Source organism: Vibrio pelagius (genome assembly GCF_024347575.1).
Classification (GTDB): domain Bacteria; phylum Pseudomonadota; class Gammaproteobacteria; order Enterobacterales; family Vibrionaceae; genus Vibrio; species Vibrio pelagius.
In genome coordinates, this window is sequence record NZ_AP025503.1 from 915038 (window position 1) to 930193 (window position 15156).

Annotated in this window: 14 protein-coding genes; all 14 read left to right on the forward strand. The window is 46.8% G+C overall.

Going from position 1 to position 15156, the window contains the following annotated elements:
• Nucleotides 1-5: 5 nt before the first annotated feature.
• The 14 genes from fliR (at nucleotide 6) to vsple_RS04205 (ending at nucleotide 14957) form a co-directional block, all read left to right on the forward strand.
• Nucleotides 6-788 (forward strand): flagellar biosynthetic protein FliR, encoded by a 783-nt coding sequence (gene fliR, locus vsple_RS04140; protein WP_261882740.1) that lies wholly within the window; start codon nucleotides 6-8, stop codon nucleotides 786-788.
• Nucleotides 789-819: 31 nt separating this feature from the next.
• Nucleotides 820-1950 (forward strand): flagellar biosynthesis protein FlhB, encoded by a 1131-nt coding sequence (flhB, locus tag vsple_RS04145; protein WP_261882741.1) that lies wholly within the window; start codon nucleotides 820-822, stop codon nucleotides 1948-1950.
• A 188-nt stretch (nucleotides 1951-2138) separates the two neighbouring features.
• Nucleotides 2139-4238 (forward strand): flagellar biosynthesis protein FlhA, encoded by a 2100-nt coding sequence (gene flhA, locus vsple_RS04150; RefSeq protein WP_255231178.1) that lies wholly within the window; start codon nucleotides 2139-2141, stop codon nucleotides 4236-4238.
• A 27-nt stretch (nucleotides 4239-4265) separates the two neighbouring features.
• Complete coding sequence (gene flhF, locus vsple_RS04155) at nucleotides 4266-5741, forward strand: flagellar biosynthesis GTPase FlhF (RefSeq protein WP_255231177.1); 1476 nt, start codon at nucleotides 4266-4268, stop codon at nucleotides 5739-5741.
• A 13-nt stretch (nucleotides 5742-5754) separates the two neighbouring features.
• The gene (locus vsple_RS04160) at nucleotides 5755-6642 is read left to right on the forward strand and encodes a MinD/ParA family protein (protein ID WP_032549648.1); all 888 of its coding nucleotides are present in this window, start codon (nucleotides 5755-5757) and stop codon (nucleotides 6640-6642) included.
• Complete coding sequence (locus vsple_RS04165; RefSeq protein WP_261882742.1) at nucleotides 6635-7369, forward strand: RNA polymerase sigma factor FliA; 735 nt, start codon at nucleotides 6635-6637, stop codon at nucleotides 7367-7369. The genes vsple_RS04160 and vsple_RS04165 overlap by 8 nt, the downstream gene beginning before the upstream one ends.
• Before the next feature lie 43 nt (nucleotides 7370-7412).
• Nucleotides 7413-7781 (forward strand): chemotaxis response regulator CheY, encoded by a 369-nt coding sequence (cheY, locus tag vsple_RS04170; RefSeq protein ID WP_008218307.1) that lies wholly within the window; start codon nucleotides 7413-7415, stop codon nucleotides 7779-7781.
• Nucleotides 7782-7892: 111 nt separating this feature from the next.
• Nucleotides 7893-8624, forward strand: a complete 732-nt coding sequence (locus tag vsple_RS04175) for a protein phosphatase CheZ (RefSeq protein ID WP_261882743.1) — start codon at nucleotides 7893-7895, stop codon at nucleotides 8622-8624.
• A gap of 9 nt (nucleotides 8625-8633) precedes the next feature.
• Nucleotides 8634-10826, forward strand: a complete 2193-nt coding sequence (locus vsple_RS04180) for a chemotaxis protein CheA (protein WP_261882744.1) — start codon at nucleotides 8634-8636, stop codon at nucleotides 10824-10826.
• A 13-nt stretch (nucleotides 10827-10839) separates the two neighbouring features.
• Nucleotides 10840-11952, forward strand: a complete 1113-nt coding sequence (locus vsple_RS04185; RefSeq protein ID WP_255231171.1) for a protein-glutamate methylesterase/protein-glutamine glutaminase — start codon at nucleotides 10840-10842, stop codon at nucleotides 11950-11952.
• Nucleotides 11953-11962: 10 nt separating this feature from the next.
• Nucleotides 11963-12745, forward strand: a complete 783-nt coding sequence (locus vsple_RS04190; RefSeq protein WP_255231170.1) for a ParA family protein — start codon at nucleotides 11963-11965, stop codon at nucleotides 12743-12745.
• The gene (locus tag vsple_RS04195; protein WP_261882745.1) at nucleotides 12732-13919 is read left to right on the forward strand and encodes a chemotaxis protein CheW; all 1188 of its coding nucleotides are present in this window, start codon (nucleotides 12732-12734) and stop codon (nucleotides 13917-13919) included. The genes vsple_RS04190 and vsple_RS04195 overlap by 14 nt, the downstream gene beginning before the upstream one ends.
• A 37-nt stretch (nucleotides 13920-13956) precedes the next feature.
• Nucleotides 13957-14451 carry a chemotaxis protein CheW gene (locus vsple_RS04200; RefSeq protein WP_032549641.1) on the forward strand — a complete coding sequence of 165 codons (495 nt, stop codon included), beginning with the start codon at nucleotides 13957-13959 and terminating at the stop codon, nucleotides 14449-14451.
• Complete coding sequence (locus vsple_RS04205; RefSeq protein WP_255231168.1) at nucleotides 14451-14957, forward strand: DUF2802 domain-containing protein; 507 nt, start codon at nucleotides 14451-14453, stop codon at nucleotides 14955-14957. Before vsple_RS04200 ends, vsple_RS04205 begins: the two co-directional genes overlap by 1 nt.
• The last annotated feature ends 199 nt before the right edge of the window (nucleotides 14958-15156 follow it).

A 15156-nucleotide genomic window follows, 5' to 3' on the forward strand; every position in this document is an offset into this window, starting at 1 on the left:
CACCTATGGAATACCCGGCGTCCGTTGTTCTCGATTGGTTAGCGAACTATTTTTGGCCTTACGCTCGTATCTCATCGATGTTGATGGTGATGACGGTAACCGGGGCGCGCTTTGTTTCACCTCGAATTCGCCTTTATCTTGGTCTTGCAATCACATTCGCTGTGATGCCAGCCATTCCTGCGGTCCCTCAAGATATTGAACTGCTCTCCTTTCAGGGCTTTTTAACTCTGTTTGAGCAGGTCTTAATTGGTATTGCGATGGGGATGGTAACCCAGTTTATGATTCAGACATTCGTTATGCTGGGTCAGATATTGGGTATGCAGTCGAGTTTGGGTTTTGCCTCAATGGTCGACCCCGCCAATGGACAAAACACCCCAGTTCTTGGTCAGCTATTTATGTTCCTCGCGACCATGTTCTTCTTGGTGACCGACGGGCATTTGAAGATGCTTCAACTGGTGGTGTTTAGCTTTAAAACCTTACCGATTGGTAGCGGTGCACTGACGGCTGTTGACTATAGAGAACTGGCTCTGTGGCTTGGTATTATGTTTAAAACCGCGTTGGCGATGTCACTGTCGGGTATTATTGCACTACTCACGATTAACTTGTCATTTGGTGTGATGACGCGTGCCGCGCCACAACTGAATATCTTCTCGCTCGGTTTCGCGTTTGCGTTATTGGTTGGTTTACTATTATGTTGGTACATCTTGGGCGGCCTATACGGTCATTATGAACTCTTCTGGATGCAAGGCGAACAACAAATTTGTCGCTTGATCCGGTTGGATTGTTAGGTCAATAGACCCTAAATAGCAGGAGGCTGAATTGGCAGAGTCAGACGGTCAAGAACGCACAGAAGAGGCCACGCCCAGACGCTTACAACAGGCCAAAGAGAAAGGGCAGGTTGCAAGGTCAAAAGAGCTCGCGTCAGCGTCAGTACTCATTATTGGAGCCGTCGCTTTAATGTGGTTTGGTGAGTCTATGGCCAAAGCACTGTTTGAAGCGATGCAGCGTCTGTTTTCTCTCAGTCGTGAAGAGATCTTTGACACCACTAAATTGCTAGAGATAGCGGGTGGTGCGTTGGTGAACTTGCTATTTCCGCTGCTGCTCATTCTGGTTACCCTGTTTGTTGCTGCCGTTATTGGTGCTGCGGGTGTGGGCGGGATCAGTTTCTCGATGCAAGCGGCCATGCCCAAAGCCTCTAAGTTAAATCCACTCAGTGGTATCAAGCGAATGTTTGGTATGCAGAGCTGGGTAGAATTGATTAAGTCGATCCTCAAAGTGGCTCTGGTGTCGGGGATGGCCATCTATCTGATTCAAGCCTCGCAAGGCGATCTCATGCAGCTGAGTATGGATGTTTATCCACAAAACATCTTCCACGCACTCGATATTTTGCTGAATTTCATCTTACTGATCAGTTGCTCTCTGCTCATCGTGGTGGCTATCGATATTCCATTTCAAATCTGGCAACACGCTGACCAATTGAAAATGACCAAGCAAGAGGTGAAAGACGAATACAAAGATACGGAAGGTAAGCCAGAGGTGAAAGGGCGCATTCGTATGCTTCAACGCGAAGCGGCTCAGCGTCGTATGATGGCGGACGTTCCACAGGCTGATGTCATCGTCACCAACCCAGAGCATTTCTCTGTTGCGCTTCGTTATAAACAAGACCAAGATAAGGCACCTGTTGTGGTCGCTAAGGGCGTCGACCATATGGCAATGAAGATACGTGAAGTTGCACGCGAACACGACATCTACATTGTACCAGCGCCACCGCTCGCACGAGCTCTCTATCATACAACAGAGCTTGAACAACAGATTCCTGACGGCTTGTTTACGGCAGTGGCGCAAGTTCTTGCGTATGTTTTCCAGCTCAAGCAGTATCGTAAACGTGGCGGTGAGCGCCCGAAATTACAACAATCTAATATGCCGATCCCACCTGAGTTACGTCATTAGATCAAATACTTGAGCTGAGTCGAGTGAATGCGGATAATGACGGTTTACCAAAATCAATATCGTCATTAACCAGTGTCGATAAATTGACGACTCGACACTGGTATAGTGTTTGCTATACCAATGCTGATTTGATAACCCTGATGTGGCTGGAATAAGCAGCATCAAATATAGCGATGCAGCCCTGATTTATGAAATTCTCCCTACCTTTCTCGGATAAGCTACCCAAACTACCAAACCGCGCGATGCCCGCTATAGGTGCGCCAGTTATGGTCTTGGCGACGCTCGCTATGGTGATCTTACCGATCCCAGCTTTCCTATTGGATATGTTTTTCACCTTTAACATTGCATTGGCAATGGTGGTGTTACTGGTAACGGTTTATACCCGTCGCCCTCTCGACTTTGCCGCTTTCCCTACCGTACTGCTTATCGCCACGCTATTAAGACTTGCCCTGAACGTGGCATCAACACGTGTGGTTCTTCTCTATGGACATGAAGGGGGAGATGCAGCCGGTAATGTGATTGAAGCGTTTGGTAACGTGGTAATTGGCGGTAACTATGCCGTCGGTCTTGTGGTCTTCCTGATCTTGATGATCATTAACTTCATGGTTGTAACCAAAGGTGCAGGGCGTATTTCAGAGGTAAGTGCACGTTTTACCTTGGATGCGTTACCGGGTAAGCAGATGGCGATTGATGCCGACTTGAATGCCGGATTGATTGACCAAGAGCAAGCGCGTACTCGTCGTTTTGAAGTGACCAAAGAGGCAGACTTCTACGGCTCAATGGATGGTGCGTCAAAATTCGTTAAAGGTGATGCCATTGCCGGCATCTTGATTCTCTTTATCAATATTATCGGTGGTTTGAGCATCGGTATGGCGCAGTTCGGCTTGGGCTTTGGTGAAGCGATTGAGATCTACACTCTATTAACCATTGGTGATGGTTTGGTTGCGCAAATTCCATCGCTATTGCTTTCGATTGCCGCGGCAATGATGGTAACTCGTCAGAACACTGATGAAGATATGGGGCAACAACTGGTCTTTCAGATGTTCGACAACCCAAAAGCTTTGATGATCACTGCGGCGATCCTTGGTGTGATGGGTATTGTTCCGGGGATGCCTCATTTTGCGTTCTTAACTCTAGCAATAGCTGCAGGGGCAGGCGCGTATTTCATTGATAAAAAGCAAAAACAAAAAGCTAAAGAGCCAAAACTTCCTGCAGCGATGGAGCCAGGAGGCGAAGCGCCAGCACAGAAAGAGTTGTCATGGGATGACGTTCAACCTGTCGATACCATCGGCCTGGAAGTGGGCTATCGTCTAATTCCACTGGTTGATAAAGATCAAGGCGGTGAGCTGCTTGAGCGCGTAAAAGGTGTACGTAAAAAGCTGTCTCAAGACTTTGGCTTCCTGATTCCAGCCGTTCATATTCGTGACAACCTCGAACTGACTCCCAATAGCTACCGGATTACCCTAATGGGTGTGGCGGTAGGCGAAGCGGAAATCAAGCCAGATATGGAACTGGCGATCAACCCAGGTCAGGTCTACGGCATGATCGATGGTGAGCCAACCATTGACCCTGCGTTTGGCCTAGAAGCGGTTTGGATCCGTGAAGAGCAACGTGAACATGCGCAAGCACTGGGCTATACCGTAGTCGATTCATCCACAGTATTGGCAACTCACTTGAGTCAATTACTGACGAACAACGCGTCACAGCTACTTGGTCATGAAGAAGTTCAAAATCTACTGGAGATGCTCAGTCGCTCTGCACCTAAGTTGGTGGAAGGCTTTGTACCTGATCAACTGCAATTGGGCGTGGTAGTTAAAGTGCTTCAGAACCTGCTCAATGAAGCGATACCGATTCGAGATGTTCGTACCATCGTACAAACTTTGGCGGAGTATTCAGGCAAGAGTCAAGAACCTGACATTCTTACCGCCGCGGTTCGTATCTCTTTGAAACGCTTAATTGTTCAAGAAATCAATGGCATAGAGCCCGAACTGCCGGTAATAACGTTAATCCCTGAGTTGGAACAAATCTTGCATCAGACCATGCAAGCCTCCGGCGGTGAATCTGCAGGGATTGAACCTGGTTTGGCCGAGCGTCTACAGACATCACTGAGTCAGGCAACACAAGAGCAAGAGCTTAAAGGAGAACCAGCGGTACTGCTTACCTCTGGTGTATTGCGATCAACATTAGCCAAGTTTGTTAAGAACACGATCCCGAGCTTACGAGTCCTCTCTTATCAAGAGATTCCAGACGAAAAGCAGATCCGAATCGTACAAGCTGTTGGAAACTAATCCGCGTAATTAGAACGGACTATTGAATTGAAAATTAAACGATTTTTTGCGAAAGATATGCGAACAGCGTTGCTCCAAGTGAAAGAAGAACTTGGCTCTGATGCTGTGATCATGTCTAACAAAAAGGTCGCAGGTGGCGTTGAAATCGTTGCAGCTATAGATGGTGAGTCCAATCAACCAGCAGCGCCACGACTCAACAAGCCTCAGCCTATGCAGAGCCAGTATACGCAAATGGCTGCATCGAAATCGGGCCAACGTCAGTTGGATGATGACAGAGTAAGTATTGGCGGTTCGGGAGCAGAAAGTGGTCGCTCAATGACGAAGCGCTTTGCGAACATGCTTAAGCAGTATAGTCATGGTGCAGAGGAAGAGTCGCAACACCGAGCTGAAAACGAAGATTCACTATCGGCTTTGTTAAATCGACAATCGGGCAGTAAACATAATGTTGACACTGCATTCTCTTCTCATGAGTCTGGCCTTGCTAAATTAATAGCAGAAGATCGCCGAGTTGAGCGCCCACAACATCGTTTAGACCCGACGCGTTACGATCGTGGGCGTGAGCCTGAGTCTTCACATCGCTCTGATTCTGAAATGGAAACGATGCGTGAGGAGATGACATCGATTCGCCGACTACTTGAACATCAAGTGTCAGGGCTGATGTGGCAAGAAGTAGAGCGTCGTGAACCACTACGTGCAATGTTGATCAAGCGTCTTGAACGTATGGGTATCTCTCCAGAGCTTGCTGACCAAATGGCTTGCTATATCCCTGAAGACACCAAACCAGCCCGAGCGTGGAAAGCATTGTTGGCGCTGGTGGCAGATCAAATCTCAGTTACCCAGAAAGATATTCTTAAACGTGGTGGCGTTGTGGCTCTGTTAGGGCCAACGGGCGTTGGTAAAACCACAACCGTTGCTAAGCTCGCAGCTCGAGCTGCAATGGAATACGGTGCCGACAATGTCGCACTCGTTACAACCGATACCTATCGAATTGGTGCACATGAGCAACTTTCAATATACGGCAGAATTATGGGTTGTCCCGTAAGAGTTGCTAAAGATTCTAAAGAATTGGCCGATGTTATATATCAACTGCGTAACCGTCGCCTGATTCTGGTGGATACTGCAGGTATGGGACAGCGCGATGTTCGCCTGTCTGAGCAGTTAGACACATTGATGCAAGAGAGTGGTTCCGTCATTCACAGCTACTTGGTGCTGCCCGCGACAGCGCAGCGTAAAGTTCTGCAAGAGACGATAGAACACTTTAGAAGAATCCCGCTGTCGGGATGCATCCTAACTAAACTTGATGAATCACTAAGTTTGGGTGAATTCATCAGTGTAGTAATACAAAATGCACTACCCGTTGCGTATATCGCAAATGGTCAACGAGTTCCTGAAGATATCGTTATTGCTCAACCTAAGTACATGATTGCTAAGGCGAATGAGCTACTCGAAAAATCAACAGAGAATGAACCTCACTACTGGAATAGCGATTCTGAAGGACTCTAGGCGGCGGATAAATATGACTGAAAATATGATACATGACCAAGCTAGCGGCCTCCGTCGCTTAACAAAGCCTTCTTTAACTAAAGTTATTGCAGTAACTGGTGGTAAAGGTGGTGTGGGTAAATCTAACGTCACTCTTGGACTGGCAATCTGTATGGCACGTCAGGGCAAGAAGGTAATGGTGCTGGATGCCGATTTAGGTCTGGCTAACGTAGACATCATGTTGGGTATTCGTTCAAAACGAAACCTAGGCCACGTGTTGGCGGGTGAGTGTGAGCTAAAAGACGCGATAGTGGAAGGCCCACACGGGATTAAGATTATCCCAGCGACGTCGGGCACACAAAGCATGACCGAGTTATCGCATGCGCAACATGCCGGTCTGATTCGAGCGTTTGGTACGTTAGAAGATGAAATGGATGTCTTGCTAATCGATACGGCAGCTGGTATATCTGACATGGTTGTGAGTTTCTCAAGAGCGGCACAAGATGTGGTAGTGGTGGTTTGCGATGAACCAACATCGATCACTGACGCCTACGCCTTGATTAAGCTTTTGAGCCGTGAACATCAGGTTCAGCGCTTCAAGGTTGTTGCGAATATGGTCAGAAGTTACCGTGAAGGGCGAGAATTATTTGCAAAATTGACGCTTGTCACAGAGCGTTTCTTGAATGTGAGCCTTGAGCTTGTGGCATGTATACCGCTAGATGATAAAGTACGTCAATCAGTTAAGAGACAGAAAATCGTAGTGGATGCGTTCCCACGCTCTCCAGCCGCGTTAGCAATTAGCTCATTGGCGAATAAAGCGTTAACTTGGCCAATTCCGAAAACCCCAAGTGGTCACTTGGAATTTTTTGTGGAACGTCTGTTAAATCGCAGTACATATGCAGAGGAACCATTTGGTGAATAAAGCGCTTACCTACAATCAACGCGGCAACCTCGACGGGCAGCAAGCCTTCTTCGAGAAGTATTCTGTGTTGGTTAAACGTATCGCTCATCACTTGTTGGGGCGATTGCCGCCTAATGTATTGGTGGATGACTTGATTCAAGCTGGTATGATCGGCTTGATTGAAGCACAGCAGAACTACGATGGTTCAAAAGGCGCAAGCTTTGAAACTTACGCTGGTATTCGAATCCGTGGTGCAATGCTGGATGATATCCGACGAGGCGACTGGGTGCCGAGGTCGGTTCATAAAAACAACCGCGAAATTAGCAATGCCATTGCTGAACTGGAAGCGAGTTTAAACCGAGACCCTAGCGATTCTGAAGTCGCGAAGCACATGGGACTGACTTTAGAGCAGTATCACAGCGCTTTAACGGATATAAATTGCTCAAAGTTGGTTGGAATCGAAGATTTAGGCGTCTCAGATGATGTAATATCTCCGAATGAAGACTCTCAAGATAACGCACCTTTTCAAGGAGTTGCTGATGAGTCGTTTCGACAAGCTTTGATCGATTCAATAAAACAACTTCCAGAAAGAGAGGGCTTAGTCCTATCTCTTTACTATGACGAAGAACTCAATTTAAAAGAGATTGGGGAAGTATTAGGTGTCAGCGAATCTCGTGTCAGCCAGATATTGAGCCAATCTATGCAGCGTCTGCGCACTAAATTAAGTGCTTGGACACAGAATGACTAACAACACTGATTTTTATTCAGTGGAGGCTAATTTGAACAAAAACATGAAAATTCTCATTGTTGATGATTTTTCAACGATGCGCCGTATTGTTAAAAACCTACTTCGTGACTTAGGTTTCAATAACACTCAAGAAGCAGATGACGGTCTAACCGCACTTCCTATGCTGAAAAAAGGCGAATTTGATTTCGTGGTAACTGACTGGAACATGCCTGGAATGCAAGGTATCGACTTGCTTAAACACATTCGTGCTGATGCTGAACTCAAGCATTTGCCTGTACTTATGATCACTGCAGAAGCGAAACGTGAGCAGATCATTGAGGCAGCGCAAGCAGGCGTGAATGGTTACATTGTTAAGCCTTTCACTGCTGCAACGCTAAAAGAAAAACTAGACAAGATTTTTGAGCGCTTATAAGCCTCGGAGCAAAAGATTTAGGCGCTTCTAGGGGAGGAAAAACTGTTTGGTTTCCCCGTTATCCCAAAAATTGAAGCGTCGCAGTATATGCGGAGTAAGGCCGAATTCAGGATGATTTCATTAGAACAAGCAAAAAAATTAGTAGAGCTGCTTGAAAACGATGAGCAGCAACAAGCTGATTCTCTTGTTAGAAGCATGTATGAAGAGAATGTTGGTCTTCAAGACAACCCAATGCTTCAAGAAATAGGTTCTCTGACCCGCGATCTCCATGACTCTTTGACACAGTTCAATTTGGATGAACGCATTAGCGTTATCGCAAATGATGAAATCCCAGACGCTCGGGATCGCCTTCAATATGTCATTGATAAAACGGAAGTCGCTGCAAATAAAACGATGGACGCGGTCGATCGTTGTATGCCAATTGCAGACAACCTACACGAGTGTTTACTTCAAGTAAGGCCTCAATGGAATGAACTGATGCATGGCCGCATTGAGCTGGCACAATTTAAAGCTTTATGTCACCGCATTGATGGACTACTTGTTCAAGTAGAGGGTGATAGTACCGAACTGCGTGGACAACTGACTGAAATCTTGATGGCTCAAGACTTCCAAGACTTAACCGGCCAAATCATTGGTAAGGTTATCACTCTTGTCAATGAAGTCGAGGGTCGCTTAGTTGAGATCCTGACCGTGTTTGGTGCGGATCAAGCTAGCCAGAATAAAGAGACCGATAAAAAAGCGTCAACCGCACCTGAAGGGCCGATCATGAACCCTGAAGAGCGAGAAGATGCAGTGGCATCTCAAGATGAAGTCGATGACTTGTTATCCAGTCTTGGATTTTAAAGGTAACGTATGAGCTACGAATTAGACGAAGACATTCTTCAGGACTTTTTAGTCGAAGCGGGTGAGATTCTCGAACTACTTTCAGAACAGTTAGTAGAGCTTGAGAACAACCCTGATGATAAAGATCTACTAAATGCTATTTTCCGAGGTTTCCATACCGTTAAGGGTGGTGCAGGTTTCCTTGCACTGACTGAACTGGTTGATACCTGTCATGGCGCCGAGAATGTGTTCGACATTCTAAGAAATGGCCAACGTAGCGTAACATCAGGCTTGATGGATACCATGCTTCAAGCACTGGACACCGTTAACGTGCAGTTCCAAGCTGTTCAAAATAGGGAGCCTCTGGAGCCTGCTGAACAATCTCTACTTGATGAGTTGCATCGTCTATGTAAACCAGAATCAGAGGATGAGATTGTTGCTCCTGCAGCTGAAGCTCCTGCACCTGTAGTCGAACCTGTTGTTACACCTGAACCTGTAGCACCAGCGGATACGAATATTAATGCAGCATCTGTCGATGAGATTTCTCAAGATGAATTCGAAAGACTGCTAGATGAACTGCACGGTAAAGGTGGGTCACCGACAGCCGCACCAGTAGAACCGACACCGCCTCCAGCAGCGCCAGCGCCAACGGCAGATAGCGGTGACATCACTGACGATGAGTTTGAAAAACTGCTTGATGAGTTGCACGGTGCAGGCAATAGTCCATCTAACGCGACCTCAGCGCCACCACCTCCACCGCCAGTAGCACCCGTTGCCTCTGTTTCTGCAAGTGCAGATGGCGACGACTTAATGACGGATGAAGAGTTTGAAAAACTGCTAGACCAACTGCATGGTTCAGGTAATGGCCCATCAGCAGAAGAGTTAGATGTCGCGACCAAGCCTGCTGAAGTGAAACCAGCTCCGGCACCAGCAGCCGCTGCTGCACCGCAGCCTGTTTCAGCACCTACAGCGGTACAGACACCAGAGCCAGTGAAAGCGCCTGTTAAATCTGAAGCGAAAGCACCAGCGGCTAAGAAGCAACAAGCAGAAGCGACCGTACGTGTAGATACATCAACACTGGATACCATCATGAATATGGTTGGTGAGCTAGTATTGGTACGTAACCGTCTTGTGAGCTTAGGTTTGAACAGCAACGACGAAGAAATGTCGAAAGCGGTCTCTAACCTAGATGTTGTTACTGCAGACCTACAAGGCGCGGTAATGAAAACGCGTATGCAGCCAATTAAGAAAGTATTTGGCCGTTTCCCGCGCGTTGTCCGTGACTTGGCTCGTAGCTTGAAGAAAGACATTGTACTTGAGATGCGCGGTGAAGAGACCGACCTTGATAAAAACCTAGTTGAGGCTCTTGCGGATCCATTAATTCACTTGGTTCGTAACTCGGTTGACCACGGCATTGAAATGCCTGAAGCTCGTGTAGCTGCGGGTAAGCCTCGCACTGGTAAAGTGATTCTATCGGCTTCACTAGAGGGCGATCATATTGAGCTAGCTATCGTTGATGATGGCGGTGGTATGGACCCTGACAAGCTTCGTGCAATTGCGGTGAAACGTGGATTGATGGATGAAGATGCAGCCTCTCGTCTATCAGACAAAGAGTGTTTCAACCTGATTTTCGCTCCGGGCTTCTCAAGTAAAGAGCAAATTTCAGATATCTCTGGCCGTGGCGTCGGCATGGATGTCGTAAAAACGGCGATCAACACGCTGAATGGCTCTATCGATATCGACTCTGAAATGGGTAAAGGAACTAAGATCACTATCAAAGTTCCACTGACGCTAGCAATTCTACCAACATTGATGGTAGGTGTAGCCGGTCACCCATTCGCATTGCCATTAGCATCCGTGAATGAAATCTTCCACTTAGATCTAAGCCGTACCAATGTCGTTGATGGTCAGTTGACGATCATTGTTCGTGATAAATCGATTCCGCTGTTCTACTTACAGAACTGGTTGGCACCGAAATCAGGCATCGTTGAGCTACGTAAAGGTCATGGTCACGTGGTTATTGTACAGCTAGGAAGTCAACGTGTTGGCTTTGTGGTTGATACTTTGATTGGCCAAGAAGAAGTGGTAATTAAACCTCTAGATAACTTGCTGCAAGGCACACCAGGTATGGCAGGTGCGACGATCACCAGTGATGGTCATATCGCTCTTATCTTAGATGTACCCGATCTACTGAAGCAGTACGCAGCAGCGTCTAGAATTTAATTTAAGGATAAATATGGCGATTAAAGTATTAGTCGTTGATGATTCGAGTTTTTTCCGTCGTCGAGTAAGCGAGATCATTAATTCAGAGGCGCGCCTAGAGGTCATTGATGTTGCTGTAAACGGCAAAGAAGCGGTTGAAAAAGCCAAAAGGCTAAGACCTGATGTCATCACAATGGACATTGAAATGCCCGTTATGGATGGCATTACTGCCGTCCGTGAAATCATGGCAGCAACACCAACGCCAATTCTGATGTTCTCTTCACTGACACACGATGGTGCGAAGGCGACGCTGGATGCGTTGGATGCAGGCGCCCTAGACTTTTTGCCGAAAAAGTTCGAAGACATTGCTCGAAATCGTGATGAAGCCGTATCACTGCTGCAGCAGCGTGTGATTGAGATTGCATCGAAGCGTGCATTACTAAGACGCACCGCTTCGATTACTCGCCCCGTGACGCCAGTTGCTTCAACCACAGCATCTACAGTCTCTTCATTGCGCCAACCTGCTGCGTCAGTTAAGCCTGTGGCAGCTAAGTTCCGTGCATCGGGCAAGAAATATCAATTGACGGCTATTGGTACGTCGACTGGCGGTCCAGTGGCACTTCAGAAGATTCTGACGCGCATACCTGCCAATTACCCACATCCAATTGTGTTGATTCAGCATATGCCGGCAACCTTTACCGCGGCATTTGCGAGTCGCTTGAATACCTTGTGTAAGATTGAAGTGCGTGAAGCTCAAGATGGCGACATCTTAAAACCAGGCGTTGCGTATTTGGCACCAGGCGGTAAACAGATGATGATAGATGGTCGTCCGGGTTCTGCTCGACTGCGTATCATCGATGGTGGCGATCGTATGAACTACAAACCGTGTGTGGACGTAACTTTCGGTTCTGCTGCAAAGATCTATCACGATAAAGTGCTGTCTATGGTACTTACCGGGATGGGTGCAGACGGTCGTGAGGGTGCACGCATGCTTAAATCTGCAGGTTCAACTATCTGGGCACAAGATGAAGAGAGCTGTGTGGTGTATGGTATGCCTCAAGCCGTTGCTAAAGCGGGCATTTCAACTGAAGACCTTCCTCTTGAGCGAATCGCCGAGAGAATGTTGGTTGAAGTTGGCTTAGCTTAGGTAGCGCATCATGATTGTTTGGAGTGTTGCAAACCAGAAAGGTGGTGTAGGTAAAACTACAACAACGGTGACTTTAGCTGGGCTTTTGAGCCAAAAAGGTCACCGCGTTTTGTTGGTCGATACCGATCCACATGCATCACTGACAACGTATCTGGGTTACGACTCAGATACCGTTGAATCCAGTTTATTTGACCTGTTTCAGTTGCGTGAATTTACGCCTGAAACAGTCGCACCTTTGACTCTGCAAACAGAGGTTGAGGGTATCGACATCATACCCGCGCACATGTCTTTGGCCACCTTAGACAGAGTGATGGGAAACCGTAGCGGTATGGGCTTGATTTTAAAGCGCGCACTGGCAGCGGTGAAAGATGACTATGATTACGTGTTGATTGACTGCCCACCTATTCTTGGTGTGATGATGGTGAACGCGTTAGCAGCCAGCGATCGCATTTTGATCCCAGTGCAGACAGAGTTCTTGGCAATGAAAGGTCTTGAACGAATGATCCGAACACTGACCATCATGCAGAAGTCTCGCAAAGCGCCATTTAAAGTTACGATTGTTCCGACTATGTACGACAAACGCACCAAGGCGTCGCTGCAAACATTAACTCAGTTAAAAGATGACTATCCGAATCAGGTGTGGACATCAGCAGTACCGATCGACACCAAGTTTAGAGATGCAAGTTTGAAGCGTTTACCAGCGTCTCATTTTGCATCTGGCAGTCGTGGCGTATTTGCGTATAAGCAGCTGCTTATCTATCTCGAGAGGCTGGGTATTAATGAGCTCCAGTAAAGAATCAACTATCGAGCAAGGCAGCTTATCAAGCGAACAAGCCCTAGATGATTATTTCACAGCTTTGCTTGATGAAAGCTTTGAAACCGAAGAGATTTGGGTTGACGACGAGGTCATAGAACAACAACCTAAAGAGCCAGAGCCAGAGCCAGAGCCAGAGCCAGAGCCAGAGCCAGAGCCAGAGCCAGAGCCAGAGCCAGAGCCAGAGCCAGAGCCAGAGCCAGAGCCAGAGCCAGAGCCAGAGCCAGAGCCAAAATTGGCGGAATATTCGAGTTACTCTGAGATTCGCTCGGCTGAGTTTGAAGTCCCAAATCTTGAGGACGTTCAAAAGCTACTCAGCCAGCTGGAATCAACCAATCTTGTTGAAGAGTTAAATCTCGACGACTTAATGGATCAGAACACGCAGCAAATTGCGCTCCATTCAACGACCACGGTTGATATGCCTGTGGAAACGGATTTGGCACCTAAGATGGAAGTGGCTTCGCCAACTCTAGAATTGGAAACGCCAGAACCAACAATGGTAGAGCAACAAGCTGAAGAAGAGATTCAAAGCTGGGACATCGAAGAGCCTCAAGCCTTCACAGAGCCTGTCTATCAGCCGAGTGTTGAAGCTGTTGAAGAGACGGTTGCTGTAGAGGAAGATTTAGAAACGGCAGAGCAAGCAGTTGAGCTTGAAACTCAAGCGGGTGGGGCTAATCACTTCACTTCGTGGGAGAGCACAGTTCGTAGTGAAGATTTCCAAGTTCTCTACTTTGATGTGAATGGTGTGACTTTCGCTGTCCCACTGGATGAACTTGGCGGCATACACCGTCTAGAAGAGTTGAGTCACCTAATTGGTCGCCCTGCTTGGTATTTAGGCCTTCAATCTAATAGAGATAGTCAATTAGATGTGGTGGATACCGCAAAATGGGTGATGTCTGAGAAGTTAACCAGTGACGAATACAAAGAAAACTATCAATATATAGTGATGCTTGGTGAGAGCATGTGGGGGCTGGCGAGCACAGAGCTCAAAGGTACCGAGCTCTTAAATACAGATAAAGTACGCTGGCGAGAAATGGCGGGCAAACGTCCGTGGCTCGCGGGTATGGTTAAAGAAAAAATGTGTGCTTTGATTCATGTTGAAGCATTGATCGCCATGCTAAATGCAGGGTTAGATGTAAAAGCATTAGATTAATAATAGTGAGCCGGTAACGGCGGCAAGAGGATTAAATATGTCTCAATTGAGTGAAGTTGAAGTAAGAAAAGATCAAACGAATGATGAAGTACTTCAATGGGTGACATTCCAACTTGAGGAAGAAACTTACGGCATCAATGTAATGCAGGTGCGCGAAGTTCTTCGTTATAGTGAGATTGCTCCAGTACCAGGCGCTCCAGACTACGTACTGGGTATTATCAACCTACGTGGTAACGTGGTAACCGTTATCGATACACGTTCACGTTTTGGCCTAATGCAAGGCGAGATCACTGACAACACTCGTATTATCGTTATCGAATCAGAACGCCAAGTGATTGGTATCCTAGTGGATAGCGTGGCAGAGGTTGTTTACCTTCGTTCTTCTGAAATCGATACTACGCCAAGCGTTGGTACTGATGAAAGTGCTAAGTTCATTCAAGGTGTGAGTAACCGTGACGGCAAGCTTCTGATCTTGGTTGACTTGAATAAGCTACTAAGCGAAGACGAATGGGATGAGATGGCTCACCTGTAATGTTTGAAGCGCTTCCTTTAAGCCCAGCTGCTCTGATTATTGGCGTTGGGTGTTTTACGCTATTTATCGTCGTGCTACTGGGCAAAGTGAAACGTGTCCTTCAAAAGCAGCTCGACCACTCTCGCGCGCAAGTTCGTAGCTTGGAAAAAGAGCTTCAAAAATCGAACAAGCAGTTGCTAGAGGTGCGTTCTGTTGTGGTTGGTCTTGGCCAGAAAGTGACAGAGCAAGAAGATGTGATTAAGCATCTAAATGAGCGTATTGTTGAGTTAGAGCATGCTGACACTGACGGCAGACTCTACACTCGAGCGACAAAAATGGTTCAACTTGGGGCTGGAATAAACGAGCTTATTGAAGAGTGTGAATTGCCAAAAGCAGAAGCTGAGTTAATGATGTCTTTACAGAATAAATTAGCGGGCAAAGAGAAAATTCCATCTCTTAGTAGCAACCCATCCTCTTACGATGAGCAACGTAAGCCTTACGACCGTCGTAAGCCACCACGTCGCTAAAAATAAGTTAAGCGCGAAATCGCGAATCAAAAAAAGAAGCTCAGGCTTCTTTTTTTGTTTCTGAAGTTTACGAATTGTGAAATTTTACTTATAAAACGCTGTGTCTAAGTATTTGTATCTCTGAGGTATTATGATTTAAACATAATATATGTAAATTTTGACACAGCGTTAACAGTTTCTTACTGAGTTTGTTCTTTCG

Excerpts from the sequence above, each read along its gene's own strand:
- fliR (WP_261882740.1), top strand. The coding sequence starts at position 6 with ATGGAATACCCGGCGTCCGTTGTTCTCGATTGGTTAGCGAACTATTTT.
- flhA (WP_255231178.1), top strand. The coding sequence starts at position 2,139 with ATGAAATTCTCCCTACCTTTCTCGGATAAGCTACCCAAACTACCAAAC.
- vsple_RS04160 (WP_032549648.1), top strand. The coding sequence starts at position 5,755 with ATGACTGAAAATATGATACATGACCAAGCTAGCGGCCTCCGTCGCTTA.
- cheY (WP_008218307.1), top strand. The coding sequence starts at position 7,413 with ATGAAAATTCTCATTGTTGATGATTTTTCAACGATGCGCCGTATTGTT.
- vsple_RS04175 (WP_261882743.1), top strand. The coding sequence starts at position 7,893 with ATGATTTCATTAGAACAAGCAAAAAAATTAGTAGAGCTGCTTGAAAAC.
- vsple_RS04180 (WP_261882744.1), top strand. The coding sequence starts at position 8,634 with ATGAGCTACGAATTAGACGAAGACATTCTTCAGGACTTTTTAGTCGAA.
- vsple_RS04185 (WP_255231171.1), top strand. The coding sequence starts at position 10,840 with ATGGCGATTAAAGTATTAGTCGTTGATGATTCGAGTTTTTTCCGTCGT.
- vsple_RS04190 (WP_255231170.1), top strand. The coding sequence starts at position 11,963 with ATGATTGTTTGGAGTGTTGCAAACCAGAAAGGTGGTGTAGGTAAAACT.
- vsple_RS04195 (WP_261882745.1), top strand. The coding sequence starts at position 12,732 with ATGAGCTCCAGTAAAGAATCAACTATCGAGCAAGGCAGCTTATCAAGC.
- vsple_RS04200 (WP_032549641.1), top strand. The coding sequence starts at position 13,957 with ATGTCTCAATTGAGTGAAGTTGAAGTAAGAAAAGATCAAACGAATGAT.
- vsple_RS04205 (WP_255231168.1), top strand. The coding sequence starts at position 14,451 with ATGTTTGAAGCGCTTCCTTTAAGCCCAGCTGCTCTGATTATTGGCGTT.